This is a genomic window from Pseudoduganella sp. R-34, assembly GCF_049904655.1.
Lineage (GTDB): Bacteria > Pseudomonadota > Gammaproteobacteria > Burkholderiales > Burkholderiaceae_D > Rugamonas.
Genome location: NZ_CP184572.1, coordinates 805,638 through 824,115, shown reverse-complemented (window position 1 = coordinate 824,115; position 18,478 = coordinate 805,638). Strand labels below are relative to the sequence as shown.

The window sequence follows — 18,478 nt, the reverse complement described above, 5'->3', positions numbered from 1 at the left end:
TAGCCCTGGACCTGTTACAGGGGCCAGCAGGACATTATAGTCCGATGCCATGAATACAACACCTCCCCCATCCGACCGCACCCGCGTGCGACGTGGCGCCGCCAACGCCGCCTATGAACCCGACCTTGTGCGCGCCATCGTCGATGCCGCCTACATTTGCCATATCGCCTTCAGCGACGGGCAGTGCACGCACTGCATCCCGACCGCCTGCTGGCGCGAAGGCGACCACCTGTACATCCATGGCTCCAACGGTAGCCGCATGCTGAAGCAATTGATGGCGCAGGATGCCTGCGTCACCATCACCCACCTGGACGGCCTGGTTCTGGCGCGATCGGCCTTCAACCATACGATGAACTATCGCTCGGTAATGATCTACGGCCGCTTCGAAGCGGTCGACGAGACGGAGCAGCGCCGCACGCTGGATGCCTTCATGGATCATCTGGCGCCGGGCCGCCGCCTCGAGGTCCGCGGCGGCAACGACAAGGAACATGCTGCCACCACAGTGCTGCGGATCCCGCTGGCGGAAGCGGCGTGCAAGGTGCGCAGCGGCGGGCCAAACGACGACGAGGAAGACATGGGCATCGCTGCCTGGGCGGGCGAACTGCCGTTCGTGCAATGGCGCACCGCGCCGGTCACCGATCCGGAGTGCAAGGCCGCGGCGCCGGCTTATGTGCGGGACTGGGCTAGCGAACCTTGAGTTTCAACAGCCGCTTGTCCGGCGGCGGCCAGTCGAGCCGCATGCCGCGCAGGGTTTCCAGCAGCAGGCGGGCAACGACTTCGTTGCGATAGCGTTTTGAATCCGAGGGGACCACGTACCACGGCGCATGGCCGGCGTCGGTCTCCGTAATCGCATCCTCGTAGGCTTTCTGGTAGTTCTTCCAGAGTTCGCGCTGCTTCAGGTCTTCGGGGTCGAACTTCCAGTGCTTGTGCGGATCGTCCACTCGCTCCTGCAGGCGTTCTTTTTGCTCATCCTTTGAAATGTGCAGGAACAGCTTGACGATGGTGGTGCCGCTTTCGGCCAGCATGCGTTCGAAGTCGCGAATCTGGGCATAGCGACGCTTGCATTCCTGCGGCGTGATCTTGCCGAGAACGCGCGTGATCAGCACGTCTTCGTAATGGCTGCGGTTGAAGACCGCGATCTCGCCGGCTTTGGGTACTTCGCGGTGGATGCGCCACAGGAAGTCGTGCGCGGCTTCGATCTCGGTCGGCGCGCGGAAACCCACGGCGCGCAAGCCCATCGGGTTGATTTTGCTGAACAGGTGGCGCACGGTGCCGTCCTTGCCGGAGGTATCCGTGCCCTGCAACACGATCAACAGCTTGCGTTTGCGCTCGGCGTACAACATCTCCTGCAGGTCGGAGATGTCGTCCAACATCTTGTCCAGCATTTCCCGATCGGGCTTGCTGTCCGATTTCGCATCCTTGTCGCGTAGGCGCAGGCCCGGCCTGGCACGGAATTCGTCGATCGCTTTCATGCGATGACATTAGCACAGCTTGCGGTTCAGCGGCGTTCACGCCACCACAGGAGCAACATGCAGAAGGCAAACGCAAGGCCAGGCATCCAGCGCGGCACTGCAATAGGCCACGGTTGCGGTTCGCCGGTACGCAGCGTGGCCGCATCGACCGCACCCAGTCCGGCAATCGGCTGTGCACTGCGGCTAACGTAACGGGCAGTCGCGTCATGCCGCAGCGCAGCCTGCCATGCCGGCCAGTCTTGCGCAGCGTACACGTAGACTGCGCTTTCCGCCTGGCCGGTGCGTACCGGTAACCAGCCAGCACCGCGCGGCCACAGTGCAACGCACGCCGAATCCGCGCGCTCGCTGCGGGCCTGCCAGTGCAGGGCCTCCTGCCCCACCGTGACAGCGCCGCCCGTCGCCACGCCTTGCGCGCAAATTTCAGTGCGCAAGCCTGGCAGCGGCATTGGGTCGGCATCAAGCCAGCGCAATTTCTGTTCGCTGCCCGACGCGGCAAAGTCGATCACTTGCTGCCACCACTGGCCGAGAGCCGCCGGCTCGCTGATGGCGTGCCGGTGCCAGTCGCGAACGCCCAGCCACAGGATGCGGCCTTTTTGCCAGTCTCGCTGCCACAACCAGGGTTTGCCGTCCTTGTCGCGCGCGACGGGCTGCCAGGCGCCGCTGGCCATCGGCGTTTGTGCGCCGGGAGCGAACGCCAGGGTGGCGCCTGCGAATGGTAGGTGGCGCGTATCTTCCTGCTCCGTGGTGGCCGATTGCGCCGACAGCTTCAATCCAGTCTCACGCTGCCACAACGCTGCATCGTCTGCATTGCCGCCAAGGACCAGCAGCGGCAAGCCTTGAGCAACCTGCGCCAGCGCACCACGCAGTCCGCCGCGTTCAAGCCAGGCGGCATCGGCTACCAGCATGTTGGGATGCGTCAGCGGTGCGCGTGCTTCTTCGTTGCGCGTCAGCGATTTGCCAAGCGTGGTTTGCCAATCGACGATGGCGTTGGAGTCCGTCAACAACTGGTACAGCACGCGCGCGTCAAAGGACGCAGCGCCAAAGCGGCCCCGCACCTGCAAGGGGACGGCGTCCAGAACCCGCAGCGGCACCGGGCCTTGCGCAGCGGTCTTTCCATCCATGTCGAGCAGGCGCGCCTGCAAGACCATCGATTCAGCCAAGGGCGGTTGCCATTGCACGGTCAAGGTGTCTGCCGCAGCCGCGGCGCGCGATTCAGCCAGCACCTGGCCATTTTCAGCCAGCAGCTGCAAGCGCCAGCCCGCCTGCGGGGCATCGCGCCGCACGGTCAGCGCGAAACTGCGGCCGAGCGGCAGGGAGCGTGGAAAGTCCAACCAAAGCAGGCCGTCCTGTGCCGGCTTCCACTGGATAGGGCGTACGGGCATGTCACGCCATTGCGCCTCGTACAGGCCCTGGCCCTGCACTTCCACAGGGGTATCGCGAAGCGCCGACGGCATCTGTGCCAGCGCCTCCGCCAACCGATCGTCCGGTGCCGCTGGCGAAGCACTTGCTGTCGCCAGGACTATTGGCTGCGCACCGCCAACAGGAGCAGCGGGGGCGGCAAGCAGGGTCGCCAGCGAGGCGCCGGCCGCCAGGCCCAAGGCAGCGTCTATCCAGCGCTTCTTGCGTGAGTACAGCAAGGCGCTTGCCGTGCCGGCTAACACCGCACCACCGTACAGGAAGTTGATATCCACGTTCACGGCGCGCCCTTCCCTTGCAATGCCTGGCCAAACCTTGTCTGCGCTTGCGGGCGTGCCTGCAACAGCACTGCCGGCTGCTGCACGGTCGCACGCAGCCAGGCACGCAACTGGACACGGCATGACTGGCAACCATCAGCCACATCCTGCACGGCGGCTTGCGCCGACAGGCGTTGTTCTTCATCCTTGATGCGGGCAACTGCTTCGCGCGCAGCCTTGGTCCACAGTGAGGGCAGCGCGCCATCTCCGCCGAGGGCCTGCACCAGTTCGCGCACATCGGCCGGCACGAATTCGTTGGCCGTGCCTTGCGCACGGCGGTAGCTGGCCGCGCCAGTCATCTCACCGCTCATGCGCTTTTCTTCCTTGATGGCCGGCGGCACGAAGGCTGTGCGGTGCAGGTAGACGCGTTCCGCCTGCTGCAGTTCCTTGATCGCCCCAAGCGCTTTGTACTCCGGCGGCAAGGCCGGTTTGGGTGCAATGGCGCGAAGCAGCTTTTCGGCGTCCCACATCGCCCGCAATGCGCGGCGCAGGACTTCCTTGGTGGCCGGATCGAAGATGGTGGCGTTGCCTTCCTGGTCATGGGCGTGGCCGAACTGGGCGGCGATATTTCCGGTGCCGAAACCGCCCGGGCCCTGGGTGCCGGCGCCACCGTGTTCATGGCCATCGCCATCGCCGTGTTCTTCGTCGCCGAACAGGGAAGACTCCTCGCCAAGAAATTGGCCATAACGCAAGCGCAGCTTGGCTTGGTCGCCAGCGATCTTCTCGCTGCGGGCGCGCAGTTCTGCGGCGCCCAGGCGCGGCGAGTCGGCCACCAGTTGTTCGGTGTCGATGATGATCTGGCGCTGGCTGCGCAGGTTTTCCGGTTTCACCATCGATGGCAGGGCAGTCGATTCGAGTGCTTCGCCTTGCTGGCCGGGCAGGCGCAACGTGTAGGTTGGCGATTGCGAAACATGCGGGACCGGAGCGTTGTCGCTGGCGCGCACAAAGAAATACAGTTCGTCACCGGGCTCCATGCCGAGCTCTTTCAGCATCCATTGCTTGTTCCAGCTGCGCTTGCGCGGATCGGACGAAGCGGGAAGCGGAGCTTCCTTGTCGGTAAAGCGGATGTTTTCGCCGCTTCCGCGCGCGAGGGTCATATGCAGGGTTGCTTTGACGACCCCGTAGTCGTCGCTGACGCTGACGCTGAGCTGTGCGCTTTGGGCGTCGGGCTTCAGGACGCTGACCGATTCGTTCGGCGCGGCAATGGCGACTTGCGGGGCCTGGTCAGGCGTGACGCGGATTGTGTAGCGCTGGCTGGCGTTATGGCGGCTACGCCAGAAGATGGAATCGCTTGCGGTCCATTCAGCGCAGCGGCCCGCCGTCGCCCGCAAATTCTGGCCGTCGCCAAGCTCAATGATGGCATCGGCGTTGACCGCGCACCAGCGCACTTTGCTGTGCTGGGGAATCTGCAGGTCGCGCGGCGCGCCTTCACTTGGCTTCACGCCGGTGTACGGCGGAGGCTCGGCGTGCAGGCTTATGCCGGCTGCCGCGATGGCTGCCGGCGCTGCCGCACCGGTGCCCGCGGGCGGCGCGTACTGAGGGCTATGCGCTGCGACATAGGCCCATGCAGCGGCGGCCGCCACGGCTGCCAGGGCAAGCGGAATCGCATTGAAGCGGGCTTTCTGCATTGCGATGCTGCGCAAGCGCTCATCGTCGAGTACCTGGCCGACCCGCGCGATCAGGCGATTGTGTTGCAGGCGGCCGAGTGGCGTGTCCGGGGCAGCGGCCAGCATGGCACTACTGTCCTCCAGTTCCGGAACCGCGTCGTTCAGCCAGGACGACAATTGGGCATCCACCCGCTTGCGCCAGAGCGCGAAGTCAATCGCCGCCCAGAGCATGGCGGCTCCTGCCAGTGCAAGCGGAATGGTCAGCGTCAGCAGCTTTGCAGCAAAGGTACCTGCGAGCGTTATTGCAGCCAACCCGGCTGCGGGCAGCAGCGGCAAAAGCCAACTGGAGATGCGGCGGCGGATCAGGGCATCCAGCATGCGTTGGCGCACGCTGGCCAGGTGGTCAGCGGCTGCGGGCATGGGTGAGGATCCTTTCGATTGCGAACAGCGCCAGCAAGGCGAGCGCCAGCCATTCTGGTGAACGGGCCAGCGGTGCGGCTAGCGGTTCTTTGCGCCCGGCCTTCAGGGTTTGCGCGGGCATTGGATAAGGTGACATCTGCGCAGTTGCTGCTTGCCAGCGCTCGTAAAGTGCGCGGGCTGCATCGACGTCATGCAATGGCCATTGCGGGGCGGTCCAGGCGAGGCCCTCCGGGGTTTGCGTTTGCCCGTTAGTGACGGCGGTGCGCCACCAGAGAGGGGCCTTCCATGAGGCTGGAGGTTCGTTGCCTGAATGGTCCCAGACTATCAGCTCAGTGTCCGTGGTTGGGGTGTCGGAGAGAAGGTAGAGATTGGCGCCGTCGGCGGCGGTGCTGAAGGCAGCAAACAACGCTTGCCAGCGAGGCAGGCGCTCGGCTGGCGCGGACACGACGACGTGGCGCTTGCGGGGCGTCGCAGCGGCAGCGACGGGCGGCTGGGCGGCGATGGCGGAAGGAGCGAGGCGGAGCTCTGCTGCGTGGGCCAGGCGCGGGGGAAGCGCGGGCATGGCGGCACGGGGAGCAAGGATGAGGAAGCGCGCCTCCGGGCGCCATTCGTGTTCGTTACGGGCCAGCCAGTTCCACAGGTCGGCGGGCAGCGGCTCGCGGGCAGCGGCGCCCATGCCAGCCGATTGCACCTGTTGCGCAGCCCACGGCGAGGATTCGAGCGATGGGTCGATGAACACCGTGTCGCCCTTCCACGGCATGACAAGCACCGCCAGCCAGGCAAGCAGCATAAACAGCAATGCCATCCGCACCAACAGGAGCAATACGTCCGACCAGCGCAGCACGCGCTGCTGTTGCGGCGCTGCTGCGGGCAGGAAGCGTGCAGTGGCGAGAATGTCGGTGCGCGTGCGCTCGCGCTTGCGCATATGCCACCACACCGGCAGCAAAAGCACCGGCAAGGCAAGCCACCAGAAAGGCTGCATGCTGGTCATGGCCTGCGCGCCTCCGGATTCCTCAACCACACCCGCAGGGCTTCGCCCAAAGATTGTTCAATCTGCGCTTCGCATAACGGCACGTCATGCTGACGACATGCGGTGCGCACGGCACCGAAGTGGGAGTCAAGCGCCTTGCGGTAATTGTCGCGGTCGGCGCGGGTAAAGCTATGCAGGCGAGCGCCCTCCTCCGGATCGCGATAGGCGTGGCCGGCAGCGAAATCCGCTTCGACTTCGGCTTCGGTGCGCAAGGCCAGCAGGCGCACGTCATGCCGCATATGGCGCAAGCGCACCAGCGCTTCGCTCAGCGGCGACGGCCAGTCCAAAGCGTCCGTTGCAGCGAACACCATGCTTTGCGAACGCGCGAAGTGCAGGCTTGCGCGCAGGGTTTCAGCATCCGGCAGCCCGCCGGACGGCGTGGCGCGCTGCAGGGCCGCCAACACGCGCTGCAGATGGCGCGGGCCGCGCGAAGCTTGCGTGAATTCGACCTTGCCGTTGGAGAGCACCAGCAGCCCGAAGGCATCGCCCTGGCGCTGCGCAATCGCCGCCACGCAAGCCAGCGCCGTGCGGGCATACCAATGCTTGCTCAAGCCATCGACGCGGCGGCTTGGCTCTGCCATCGAGGCTGTTGCATCCAGTACCAGCCACGTCGCGACATGGCTATCACGCTCCGCCTCGCGCACATAATAGCGGTCGGCGCGCGCCAGCAGCTTCCAGTCGACGCGCCGCCATTCGTCGCCGGGCGCGTACGCACGGTACTCGGAGAACTCCACACCGGCGCCGCGTTCGCGGCCCGCATGAATGCCATGGCCGAGACCCGCCAGCACATGGCGGATCACCAGCTCAAGGTCGGCGGAGTGCGCCAGCAACGCGGGTGTTTCCAGCATGCTTACTCGGGCTTGATTGCGTCGCGCAGTGCGGCCAGGATGTCGGCAATCGCAATGCCGTCAGCTTCCGCTTCGAAATTGCGCAGGACACGGTGCGCCAGCACCGGCAGCAGCATGTGGCCGATGTCCTCGCGGGTGACCGCCAGGCGGCCCTGCATCAATGCACGCGCCTTGGAGGCCAGCACCAGGGCCTGGCCCGCGCGCGGTCCAGCGCCCCAGCCGACGTGCTTTTTCACCGCTTCGACGCTCGTCTCGCGCGGACGGGTGGCGCGCACCAGGCGCGTTGCGTAGCGCAGCAGGTGCTCGCCGATTTCGATATCGCGCACCAGCGCCTGAAGGCGCAGCAAGGTTTCCACGTCCATCGCCGGTTCCGCATCTTTCAAGCCGGCGTGCGTGGTGGCCGATACCATCGCGATTTCTTCGTCCTCCGTCGGGTAACCGACATCGATATGCAGCAGGAAGCGGTCCAGCTGCGCTTCAGGCAGCGGATAGGTGCCTGCCTGCTCGATCGGATTTTGCGTCGCCAGCACGAAGAATGGGCGCGGCAGCTTGTGCGTCTGGCCTGCAAAGGTCACCGAACGTTCCTGCATCGCTTCCAGCAACGCCGACTGCGTCTTCGGCGGCGCGCGGTTGATTTCGTCCGCCAGCAGCACCTGCGTGAACACCGGCCCTTGCTGGAAACGGAACTCACGCTTGCGCGTCGCATGATCCTCTTCCAGGATCTCGGTGCCGACGATATCGGACGGCATCAGGTCCGGGGTGAACTGCACGCGGCGGAATTCCATGTCGGTGGCCTGCGCCAGCGACTTCACCAGCAGCGTCTTGCCCAGGCCCGGCACGCCTTCCACCAGCGCATGGCCGCCGGCCAGCAGGCAAATGACCAGCGAGTCGATCACTTCTTCCTGGCCGATGATGACGCGGCCCATGCTCGCCTTCAGTGCCTTCACCTTGGCGTGCAGTACGCCGATCTCGTTTTCGCTCCAGCCGCTTTCAGCCACGGTCATGCTCCCAACGCGTATTGAATGATGTTGACTGCGAAGCGCGTGTTGTCGATTGCCAGCCAGCGCTTGTTGCGGAAGTCGTAATCCCACTCGCAGCCATAGTCCTTATTGCTATACAAAAGCCTGATGCGGCCGCCGAATTCCACGGCCTTCAGGTAGTCGTGCACCAGGTCGTCACCCCAGCCATTCAACTCCATCCCGGTATTCGGCGGTCCGTCGAATTTGAAGAACGCGGAATACAGCGGGTGGCTGTTGGGAATCTTGTGCAGTGCCTTCGGGCCGAAGATGCGGGCCACTTCCGCCTCGAACGATTTCGCAAACAAGCCGTCGATGTCGTGGTTGCAGTCGTCCACGAAAACAAAGCCGCCGCCACGCACGTAGCGCTCGAAGTTCTTGCGCTCGGCAGGCGTGAACTGCACCAGCTTATGGCCCGCCAGGTAGCAGAACGGCGCCTCCAGCATCTTCGGATCGGACAGCGCGACGATGCGTTCAACGGGATCAACCTTCAGGGTCGTGTATTCGACCAGGGAGTTGAGCACATTGCTCGGCATGCGGATATCGACATCCCAGTCGCCCGACTCGTAAGTCAGGCGCGTGAAGTAGAAATCGTAGGCGGGCATTCCTCAGACCGCGTCGGACAGCGACGTGAAGTTGAAGTCCCGCACCTTCATGGCCGGGATCATCAGCTTGCGCGCATCAGTATCGCCGATCAGCACCGGACGCCCCAGTTCATCGATGTTGTTCAGCATCGACACCGGGCTGTCGTTGAAGCGGAAGTTCTTGATCGGGTGCTTGATCTTGCCGTTCTCGATGTAGAAGGTGCCGTCGCGGGTCAGGCCGGTCAGCGCCACCGATTGCGGGTCCACCATGCGGATATACCAGGTGCGGGTCACCAGGATGCCCTTCTTGGTCGAAGCAATCAGTTCCTCGGTCGACCTGGAACCGCCCGCCATGATGATATTGCCCGCCGGCGGAGTCGCTTCTTTCTTCTGCTTCTGTGCCCAGTAGCGGTTGTAATCGAGCGAGGTGATCACGCCGCCTTTGATCAGGTCACGGCGCGCGCGTGCCTGCATCGAGCCCTGGTCCCATGGCAGTACTGGCGCATTGGCATCCCACGGGTCGGTCCAGACATTCACCTGCTCGTCGAACAGCTTGTCGCCCAGGCGATTGGCGCCGCCCTTCTTGGACAGGAAGCTGCGCCCTTCGTCGGCCGAGCGCGCGTCGAAGGCGCTGAACATGAAATTCAACAGGTCGTTGGTGGCCGCAGGTTCCATCACCACGGTATAGCGCCCCGGTTCCAAGGCCTTGGCGTCCACCGAGCGCAAGGCCTTCTCGATGGCGATTTCGGATGCCGCTCGCGGATCGAATGCCTTCGGATCGTAGGCGGCACGATTGACCCAGCCCGAGCCCCGGCCATCGTCGGTGCGGGTGGTCACGGTGAAATTCAGTCCGCCCAGTTCCTGGAAGCCGAACACGCCGTTCGAGTTGGCGATGCAGTCGAAGCCAATGCTGTCGTTGAAGAAGCCCGCCGCCTGCAAGCCGGCCTTCTTGGCGGCGGCGATACTGGCGAAGGCCACATCTGCGCGGTATTCGGGATTGAATGCCTCGGCATTACGGTTGAAGGTATTGCTGGCCTTGAAGTCCTGCTTGCCCACGGCCGGCATGAATTCCGGATTTTCCGGGGCCAGGCGCGCGATTTCCTCGGCGCGGCGCACGGCCGCTTCCAGCGACTTGGCGTCGAACTGGTTGCAGGTGGCGGAACCTTGCTTCTTGCCGAAAGCGACGCTGACCACCAAGGTCGTATCTTCAATCAGGCCGGCAGTGGAAACGCTGTTGTTGGCGTAACGCACGTTGCCCTTGCGGCTTCCGCTCAGGTTGACGCGGCACTCGTCTGCCTTGGACATGGCCATCACTTTGTCGCAAATGCTTTTTGCTTCGTCTTTGCTCAGGAGTTTCATCTATCGCGTCCTTAGTCAATCTTGCGGGCAGTGTTGATCACATTGATGCCGTTGAAGCGCGTGGTCGAGGAACCATGCGACACGGCGCTGACCTGGCTTGGCTGGCCTTTGCCGTCGAAGAACGAACCGCCCATGCGCCAGTCGCGCTGGTCGCAGGTGGCCGAACAAGAGTTCCAGAACTCCTGGGTGTTCGACTGGTATGCCACGTCGTTCAGCATCTGGCCGACCTTGCCGTCCTTGATCTCGTAGAACAACTGGCCGCCGAACTGGAAGTTGTAGCGCTGCTGGTCGATCGAATAGGAACCGCGGCCCAGGATGTAGATACCTTTTTTCACGTCCTTGACCATGTCGTCCACCGACAGCGGCTTCTTGCCTGCTTCCAGCGAGACGTTGGGCATGCGCTGGAACTGCACGCTGCTCCAGGAATCCGCATATGAGCAACCGTGAGACTCCTTCTCGCCGATGATGTGCGCCTGGTCGCGCGTGGCCTGGTAATTCACCAGGATGCCGTTGCGGATCAGGTCCCATTTCTTCGAAGGCACGCCTTCATCGTCGTAGCCCACACAGCCCAGCGAACCGGGAGTGGTCTTGTCGGCCACGATGTTGACGATGTCGGAACCGTACTTGAAATTCCTGCTCTTCCACTTGTCCAGCGTCGCAAAGGAGGTGCCGGCGTAGTTGGCTTCATAGCCTAGCACGCGGTCCAGTTCCGTTGCGTGACCGACGTTCTCGTGAATGGTCAGGAACAGGTGTTCAGGGCTCAGCACCAGGTCGTACTTGCCTGGCTCGACCGACTTGGCCGAGAGCTTTTCTCGCGCTTGCTTGCCGGCGGCCTTGGCGTCTTCGATGATGTCGTAGCCGCCGTTGTACAACTGCGTCACGCCGCCTGCCGCGCGCACCTTGTGCTCCGGCTTGGCGTCGAAGAATTCGTAACCCATGCCGGCCGGCGAAGACAGGCCGTCGCGGGTGCGGAACTTGCCGGTTGCCTTGTCCACTGCAGTCGCGGTGAAAGGCGCCCACAGGCGGTGTACGTCCTGGTCGATGTAGGAACCGTCGGTCGAGGCAAAGTATTTCTGCTGATTGACCTGGAACAGGTTGGCTGTCATGAAGGAGGCGCCGGCATCCAGGCCAGCCTTGTTCGCGGCCAGCAGCATGTCGGCCTTTTCCTTGATCGGCACTTCGCGCCAATCCTTCTTGAAAGGCGTCTGCCATGCGACTTCGCCCACGCCTTTGACCGGCGCCAGTTGCACCGGCGAGGCCTGCAGGCGCGCGTTGGCGCGTGCAATGGCCACTGCCTGGCGCGCGGCGTCGGCGACGGCGTCGACTGTCAGCGCGTTGGTGGCGGCGAAGCCGTAGGCGCCATTGGCGATCACGCGCACGCCGACACCGGTCGATTCGGTGTTGACGATGTTTTCAACGCGCGTGTCGCGGGTGGTGATGAACTGGTTCAGGTAGCGGCCAATGCGCACGTCGCAGTAGCTGGCGCCGGCCTTGGTGGCGGCGTTCAGCGCGGCGTCGGCGAGTTCTTTCTTGAACTTGCGGGCCATCGGGTTCATCAGGTCTTCGGCGGCGATGGCGTTGCCGAAGACGGGGACCAGCATGGTGCCGCCGGCGGCAGCGGCGACTTTCAGGAAGGATCTGCGTTCCAATGTGTTGCTCCATTTTTAAACCGGTAAAGCAGTGTCAGACCCACAGGGTCTGACACTTTGTGGCGCGGCGGCTGCGCTCTTCGGTTTCCTATACAGCGTCAGACAAAGAGGTGAAGTTGAAGTCCCGCACCTTCATGGCCGGAATCAGCAGCTGGAATTGCGACTCGTCGCCGGCCAGCACTTCCGGACGGCCCAGTTCCTCGATGTTGTTCAACATCGTCACCGGGCTTTCATTGAATCGGAAGTTCTTCACCGGGTGCTTGATCTTGCCGTTCTCGATGTAGAAAGTGCCATCGCGGGTCAGGCCGGTCAGCAGCACGGTTTGCGGATCGACCATGCGGATATACCAGGTACGGGTCACCAGGATGCCCTTCTTGGTCGAGGCAACCAGTTCCTCGGTCGACTTGGAACCGCCGGACATGATGATATTGCCCGGTTGGCCTACAGCGCGCTGGCCCTGTTTCTTGCCCCAGAACGGCGAGTAGTTCAACGAAGCGATCTTGCCGTTCTTGATGATGTCCATGCGCTCGCGCGCCAGCAAGGTCTGGTTATCCCATGGCAGCACAGGAATATCCTTATCCCACGGGTCGGCCCACACGTTCACCTGCTCGTCGAACAGTTTTTCGCCCATGCGGTTGCCGCCGCCCTTCTTGGCCAGGAAGCTGCGGCCCTCGTCGGCCGAACGCGCGTCGAAGCTGCTGAACATGAACGCCAGCAGGTCGGAAGTCGCGGCAGGTTCCAGGATCACCGTATAGCGGCCAGGCTCCAGCGCCTTGGCTTCTGCCGAGCGGATCGCCTTCTCCATCGCCACTTCGGCCGCTGCGCGCGGATCGAAGCGATTGACGTCCTGAGCATCGCGGCGCACCCAGCCCGAACCGCGGCCGTCTTCGGTCCGCACGGTGCAGGTGAAGTCGATGCCGGTCTGCGACTGGTGGCCGAACACGCCGCGCGAGTTGGCGACTGTCTCGAACGAGGACTGGTCGGTAAAGAAGCCCGCAGCGACCAGGCCCTTCTTCTTGCAGGCCTCGATGCTGTAAGCCGCCACCTGCGCGCGGTACTCAGGATTGATCGCGTCGGTCGACTTGCTGAAGGTGTCGGAGCCCTTGAACGCCTGCTTGTCCGGCGTCGGCATGAACTCCGGATTTTCCGGCGCCAGTTTTGCCAGTTCTTCCGCGCGCTGCACGGCTTTCGCCAGCGACTTGTCGTCAAACTCGTTGATGACTGCCGTGCCCTGCTTCTTGCCGAAGGCGACCGCCACGGACAGCTGGGTATTTTCCACCAGGCCGGCAGTCGACACGGCATTGCGCGCATAGCGGATATTGCCGGTGCGGCTGCCGTTGATGGTGACGATGCACTCATCGGCTTTGCTCAGCGACATGACCTTGTCGGAGATGCGCTTGGTCTCTTCCTGATTCAGGATCTTCATTCGTAGTCCTTTCGCCTTAGCCGATCTTGCGGGCAGTGTTGATCACGTTGATGCCGTTGAATCGCGAAGTTGACGAACCGTGCGACACCGCGCTCACCTGCATCGGCTGGCCTTTGCCGTCGAAGAAAGAGCCGCCCATGCGCCAGTCGCGCTCATCGCACATGGCGGTGCAGGCGTTCCAGAACTCCTGGGTATTCGACTGGTAAGCCACGTCTTCCAGCATCTGGCCGATCTTGCCGTCCTTGATCTCGTAGAACATCTGGCCGCCGAACTGGAAGTTGTAGCGCTGCTGGTCGATCGAGAAGGAACCGGCCCCCACGATGTAGATGCCCTTCTTCACGTCTTTCACCAGTTCGTCCGGGGTCATCTTCTTCTTGCCAGCCTTGAGCGAAACGTTAGGCATGCGCTGGAACTGCACATTGCTCCAGGAGTCCGCGTACGAGCAGCCGTGCGATTCTTTCTCGCCGATCACCGCCGCCTGGTCGCGCGTAGCCTGGTAATTCACCAGGATGCCGTCCTTGATGATGTCCCACTTCTTGCACTTGACGCCTTCGTCGTCGTAGCCGACCGCCCCCAGCGAACCCTGGATGGTTTTGTCTGCCTCGATGTTGACCAGGTCCGAACCGTACTTGAATTTCTTCGACTGCTGCTTGTCCAGGGTCGCGAAGGAAGTGCCGGCGAAGTTGGCCTCGTAGCCCAGCACGCGATCGAGTTCGGTCGGGTGGCCGACGGATTCGTGGATGGTCAGCCACATATGTTCCGGCGACAGCACCAGGTCGTACTTGCCCGGCTCGACCGACTTGGCGGTCAGCTTTTCCTTGGCCTGGCGGCCGGCGGCCTTCGCATCCTCGACCAGGTCATAGGTACGGTTGTACAGCGTGGCGACGCCGCCCGCTGCCTTGATCTTGTCTTCCTTGCGGCCGTCCAGGTATTCATAGCCCATGCCGACCGGGGTGCCCAGGTCGGAACGGCTGCGGAACTTGCCGGTCGACTTGTCAACGGCCGTGGCGAAGAACGGCACCCACAGGCGATGCAGGTCCTGGTCGATATAGGAACCGTCGGTGGAAGCGAAGTACTTCTGCTGGTTAACCTGGAACAGCAAGGACTGGATGAACGAAGCGCCGGCTTCCAGCGCGCCCTTGTTGGCGGTGATCAGCAGGTCGGCCTTCTCCTTGATCGGCACGGTGCGCCAGTCCTTCTTGATCGGGGTCGCCCACGACACTTCGCCCACGCCCGGCGTCGGCGCCAGCTGCACGCCGGCTGCCTGCAGCTTGGCGTTCGCCTTGGCGATGGCGACCGCCTGGCGCGCCGCGCCGGCCACGCCGTCCGGCGACATGTCGCTGGTGGCGGCAAAGCCGTAGGCGCCGTTGGCGATCACGCGCACGCCCACGCCAGCGGATTCGGTATTGGTGACGTTTTCGATGTTCAGGTCACGGGTCGTGATGAACTGGTTCAGGTAGCGGCCGATGCGCACGTCGCAGTAGCTGGCGCCGGCCTGGGTGGCCGCGGTCAGCGCGGTATCTGCCAGCATCTTCTTGAACTTCACTTCCACGGGCTTTACCAGCTCGTCGGCCGCAATGGCGCGGCCAAAAGGCATCATCATGGCAGCCATTGCACCGCCGCTCATGTTGAGGAATGCACGTCGTTCCATAGTCTCTCCAGGGTTATCGTTTTTACCTAAGACAGCTTGCAGGGATCAAATCGTACGCAATTTTTATGCCATTGTGTAAAGCTTGTACAAAGCTGAAACATATCCGCAAAAAGTGTCCGGGCAGTGTCCGCACACCGTCCGCGCGGACACTTGACCGGGCGGCCAGCTTGCACGATCATCAAGTCCCGGGCGACCGGAGCCGCTGCGTCGCCTGCCCAACGAAAAAAGGAGACTCCTGAATGAAACAGTACGTCCTGGCCGGCCTGCTGGCCGTTGGCTTTACCGGTTTTTCCGGCGTTGCACTGGCAGATCCTGCCCTGAAAGCTGCAATCGCCAGCCCTACCCGCAACGCGGACAACGTCAAACGCGACCAGTACCGCCATCCTTACGAGACCCTGACCTTCTTCGGCATCAAGCCGAACATGACGGTGGTCGAACTGTCGCCGGGCGGCGGCTGGTACACCGAAATCCTGGCCCCTTACCTGCGCGACCAGGGCAAGCTGATTACCGCCGGCTCCAGCCCGCAATCGGCCGACGAACGCGTGCGCAAGTCGGCTGAACGCTTCCAGGAGTTCCTGGCCAAGCAGCCGGGCCGCGACAAGGTGGTGCTGGGCGCCTTCGAACCGGGCAACGGCGTATACACTTACGCGCCGAAAGGCAGCGCCGACATGGTGCTCACGTTCCGCAACATCCATAACTGGATCGGCACCGGCGACGAGAACATGAAGAAGCTGATGGCCAGCATCTACGACACGCTGAAACCAGGCGGTATCTTCGGCGTGGAGGAACACCGCCTGCCGTCCGCCATGACCCAGGATGCCAAGGCCAGTACCGGCTATATGCACGAAGCCTATGTCATCAAGATGGCCGAACAGGCCGGCTTCAAGCTGGTGGCAAAGTCTGAAGTCAACGCCAATGCCAAGGATGACGCCAACCACGAGAACGGGGTGTGGGCCTTGCCTCCGACCTTCACCAACAAGGACAAGGACCGCGCCAAGTACGCTGCCATTGGCGAGAGCGACCGCATGACGCTGAAGTTCGTCAAGCCGCAGTAATCAGTGCTGAAAAAGCTGCAACGCTCTGCCGCCGGCTTGCTGCTGGCGGCAGCATCCACCCTGGCCAATGCGGGCGACGCGGCCAATGCGCCGCTGATGCGCTTCGTCCTGCCCTCGGTCACGCCTGGCTCCGAGGTACAGGTCACCTACTTTCACCTGCTGCTGCGCCTCGCGCTGGAAAAGACCGACGGCCCCTTCTCCATCGAGTTCTATCCCCACGAACTGACCAGCCCGCGCCGCGCCCTGGAACTCAAGCGCAATGGCGTCATCAACATCATGTGGGACGGCACCAACGCCGAGCGGGAACGCGACCTGCTGCCGATTCGCATCTCCCTGGTGCGCGAGCTGAACGACTATCGCGTCTTCATGATCCGCAAGGAGGATGAAGCCCGCTTCCGCGAGGTTCGCAGCCTGGGCGACCTGCGCAAGCTCGTTGCCGGCGCGGGCGTCAACTGGCCTTCGGTGGATGTGTTGCGCCACAACCGCTTGCCGGTTGAAACGACGGTCAATTACAGTTCGCTGTTCCCGATGCTGAAAGCAAAGCGCTTCGACTACATGCCGCGCGGCGTGCACGAGGCCTGGGCCGAGGAAAAGGTGTATGGGAAGGATGGATTGATGGTGGAACCGACGATCTTCCTGCATTACCGCGTACCGTTCTATTTCTTTGTCAGCAAGGACAACAAGGCGATGGCGGAGCGGGTGGAGCGAGGCTTGAAACTTGCGCAAGCCGATGGCAGTTTCGACAAGCTGTTGAACGGCTACCCGGCTTTCCAGCGCGCCCTGGGGGAGATCGCGGCGCGCAAGCGCAAGGTATTTGAACTGGAGCTTCCTAGCGGGATTGCAGGCGGCTCATCAAGGTGACAAAGCCGTATCCGGCAACGAAAAGACCGCCCAAGACGACGGCAATTGAAACGATCAGGCTAGTCATTCATTCTCCCAAGTGCACAAACCAGCCGCTATTATGCTGCATGCGCACATGAATGATTCTCACACTTCGTTTCAAGTTTGTCGGAATTTTGTCATTTTTTCACCGGAGTAAAGGACAAATCGGCGAAGTCATAGCTGAAATCAGTCTCGGTGGACACTGGCGCCATCTTCATGCGATCAATGGAACCGTCCGGATTCAGCGAAAACGTCACATAGGCATCGGCGTTGAAATTGCGCTCCTTCCAGCGCACGATGAACGTGTCGTGCTGGAAGTGCTCCAGCGTGCCGGTCAGATCCGGCGTGCGGCTGAACGACATGAGCTGCTTGCCGCCTTCCTGCCTGATGCTCACCGTGCCATACCAGGGATCGCTATAGTCGCCGTTGTAGGATGCCAGCGGCAGCGAAGGCCTGGATGCCGCCGCCCGGGCCGAGGACAGCTTGCCCTGGCGCGCCAGTTCTTCCTTGTACATTTCGGCTTCCTGCTCGGCGTAGAGCTTGATCCAGTCGGTCGGCGCCGCGCCCATGTAGTGGTCCAGGATGCGCCATTGCAGCGCCGTCATGGCCGGGCCGTTTTCCGCATTGGTGAAGATGGCCACGCCCAGCTTCTCTTCCGGCACCATCACGATGCGCGAATAAAAGCCCTGCAGCGCGCCGCCGTGCATGGCGACCTTGCGGCCGCGGTAATCGCGCAGCTGGAAACCCAGGCCGTACGCCGCGAAGTTAGGCCTGGTGGCAGCCAGCGCCGGTTTCGGCTCGCTGATCTTCATTGGTGTTTGCTGGGTCCACATCTCGCGCGCCTGCTTGGCGCTGAACAGCTGCTTGCCGTTCTCCATCTTGCCTTCGTTGAGCAGTACCTGCATCCACTTGGCGATGTCTTGCGCATTGGTCTGGATGCCGACCGCGCCAACCGCGTTTTGCACCGGCATCGGCTTGACCACGGCGGCCTTGCCATTGATCTTGCTATGCGGCGCCGAGTAGTCGGCCGTTTTCAGCATGTCATCGACATTGGTGGTGCTGCCGGTCATGCCCAGCGGCGCCAGGATGCGTTCGCGCGTCGCCTCTTCCCAGCTCTTGCCGGACTTCTGCGCAACGATCTTGCCCGCCACGATGTACAGCAGGTTGTCGTAGGCGTAGCTGTTGCGGAAGCTGGTCGCCAGCTTCACGTTGCGCAGGCGGTCGATGATTTCATCGGTGCTGAAGGTCGTGGTCGGCCACCACAGCAGGTCGCCGGCGCCCAGCCCGAGGCCGCTGCGGTGCACCAGCAGGTCGCGCACGGTCATGGCCTGGGTCACGTAGGCGTCCGCCATCTGGAAACCGGGCAGGTGCTTGGTAACCGGGTCGTCCCAGCCCAGCTTGCCCTCGTCCACCAGTTGCGCCAGTTCGGCAGCGGTAAAGGCTTTCGAGTTCGAGGCAATCTCGAACAGCGTTTGCTCCGTGACCGGCGCCGGGTTGCCGAGCCGGCGCACGCCGAAGCCCCTGGTCGCCACCACCTTGCCGTCCTTGACGATGGCGATGGCCATGCCGGGCACGTCGAAGGTCTTCAGCGCCAGGTTGACGTCACGCTCAAGGTCGAAGGCTGGCGCACTGGCAGCGGCGGCGGCTACCGCGCCTTCCGCCGCGGCGATGGCCGGCGCGCCGATGGCGGCACTGGCTGCGAAGGCCAGCATGAGCAGGGTGGCAATTCGTTTCTTCAGCAGCATG

General features: G+C 63.0%; 15 protein-coding genes. 3 read left to right on the top strand and 12 right to left on the bottom strand.

Translation table 11 applies throughout. From position 1 onward, the window contains the following. The first annotated feature begins 49 nt into the window (after positions 1-49). On the top strand, positions 50-697 hold the full coding sequence (locus ACN9MW_RS03780; RefSeq protein ID WP_426167713.1) for a pyridoxamine 5'-phosphate oxidase family protein: 648 nt from the start codon (positions 50-52) through the stop codon (positions 695-697). Here the strand turns inward: ACN9MW_RS03780 and ACN9MW_RS03775 are convergent. From ACN9MW_RS03775 to ACN9MW_RS03725, 11 genes are all read right to left on the bottom strand, one after another. Continuing rightward, positions 684-1,472 (bottom strand): PPK2 family polyphosphate kinase, encoded by a 789-nt coding sequence (locus ACN9MW_RS03775; protein WP_426167711.1) that lies wholly within the window; start codon positions 1,470-1,472, stop codon positions 684-686. The two genes, ACN9MW_RS03780 and ACN9MW_RS03775, sit on opposite strands and share 14 nt — an antisense overlap. Positions 1,473-1,498: 26 nt before the next feature. Further along, a complete protein-coding gene (locus ACN9MW_RS03770; RefSeq protein ID WP_426167709.1) occupies positions 1,499-3,169 on the bottom strand; it encodes a hypothetical protein in 1,671 nt (556 codons plus the stop codon). Then, positions 3,166-5,232 (bottom strand): DUF4175 family protein, encoded by a 2,067-nt coding sequence (locus ACN9MW_RS03765; protein ID WP_426167707.1) that lies wholly within the window; start codon positions 5,230-5,232, stop codon positions 3,166-3,168. Before ACN9MW_RS03765 ends, ACN9MW_RS03770 begins: the two co-directional genes overlap by 4 nt. Then, a complete protein-coding gene (locus tag ACN9MW_RS03760) occupies positions 5,216-6,223 on the bottom strand; it encodes a hypothetical protein (protein ID WP_426167705.1) in 1,008 nt (335 codons plus the stop codon). Before ACN9MW_RS03760 ends, ACN9MW_RS03765 begins: the two co-directional genes overlap by 17 nt. After that, positions 6,220-7,110: a DUF58 domain-containing protein gene (locus ACN9MW_RS03755; RefSeq protein ID WP_426167703.1), complete on the bottom strand. Its 891-nt coding sequence runs from the start codon at positions 7,108-7,110 to the stop codon at positions 6,220-6,222. Before ACN9MW_RS03755 ends, ACN9MW_RS03760 begins: the two co-directional genes overlap by 4 nt. 2 nt (positions 7,111-7,112) lie before the next feature. Then, complete coding sequence (locus tag ACN9MW_RS03750; protein ID WP_426167701.1) at positions 7,113-8,114, bottom strand: AAA family ATPase; 1,002 nt, start codon at positions 8,112-8,114, stop codon at positions 7,113-7,115. Continuing rightward, a complete protein-coding gene (locus ACN9MW_RS03745; protein ID WP_426167699.1) occupies positions 8,111-8,731 on the bottom strand; it encodes a DUF4159 domain-containing protein in 621 nt (206 codons plus the stop codon). The genes ACN9MW_RS03750 and ACN9MW_RS03745 overlap by 4 nt, the downstream gene beginning before the upstream one ends. A 3-nt stretch (positions 8,732-8,734) precedes the next feature. Further along, positions 8,735-10,069 carry a TldD/PmbA family protein gene (locus ACN9MW_RS03740; RefSeq protein ID WP_426167697.1) on the bottom strand — a complete coding sequence of 445 codons (1,335 nt, stop codon included), beginning with the start codon at positions 10,067-10,069 and terminating at the stop codon, positions 8,735-8,737. A gap of 11 nt (positions 10,070-10,080) precedes the next feature. Next, positions 10,081-11,718, bottom strand: coding sequence for a TldD/PmbA family protein (locus tag ACN9MW_RS03735; RefSeq protein ID WP_426167695.1), 1,638 nt, complete (start codon positions 11,716-11,718; stop codon positions 10,081-10,083). 88 nt (positions 11,719-11,806) lie between these two features. Beyond that, positions 11,807-13,144, bottom strand: a complete 1,338-nt coding sequence (locus ACN9MW_RS03730; protein ID WP_426167693.1) for a TldD/PmbA family protein — start codon at positions 13,142-13,144, stop codon at positions 11,807-11,809. A 16-nt stretch (positions 13,145-13,160) separates the two neighbouring features. Beyond that, on the bottom strand, positions 13,161-14,795 hold the full coding sequence (locus ACN9MW_RS03725; protein WP_426167691.1) for a TldD/PmbA family protein: 1,635 nt from the start codon (positions 14,793-14,795) through the stop codon (positions 13,161-13,163). 239 nt (positions 14,796-15,034) lie between these two features. Between ACN9MW_RS03725 and ACN9MW_RS03720 the strand changes: the two genes are divergently transcribed. Both ACN9MW_RS03720 and ACN9MW_RS03715 read left to right on the top strand, forming a co-directional pair. Further along, a complete protein-coding gene (locus ACN9MW_RS03720) occupies positions 15,035-15,850 on the top strand; it encodes a class I SAM-dependent methyltransferase (protein ID WP_426167689.1) in 816 nt (271 codons plus the stop codon). A 3-nt stretch (positions 15,851-15,853) separates the two neighbouring features. After that, positions 15,854-16,711: a substrate-binding periplasmic protein gene (locus tag ACN9MW_RS03715; RefSeq protein ID WP_426167687.1), complete on the top strand. Its 858-nt coding sequence runs from the start codon at positions 15,854-15,856 to the stop codon at positions 16,709-16,711. 158 nt (positions 16,712-16,869) lie between these two features. On the opposite strand, the gene ACN9MW_RS03710 is transcribed toward ACN9MW_RS03715, so the two are convergent. Next, complete coding sequence (locus tag ACN9MW_RS03710) at positions 16,870-18,477, bottom strand: serine hydrolase (protein WP_426167685.1); 1,608 nt, start codon at positions 18,475-18,477, stop codon at positions 16,870-16,872. Position 18,478: the final 1 nt, after the last annotated feature.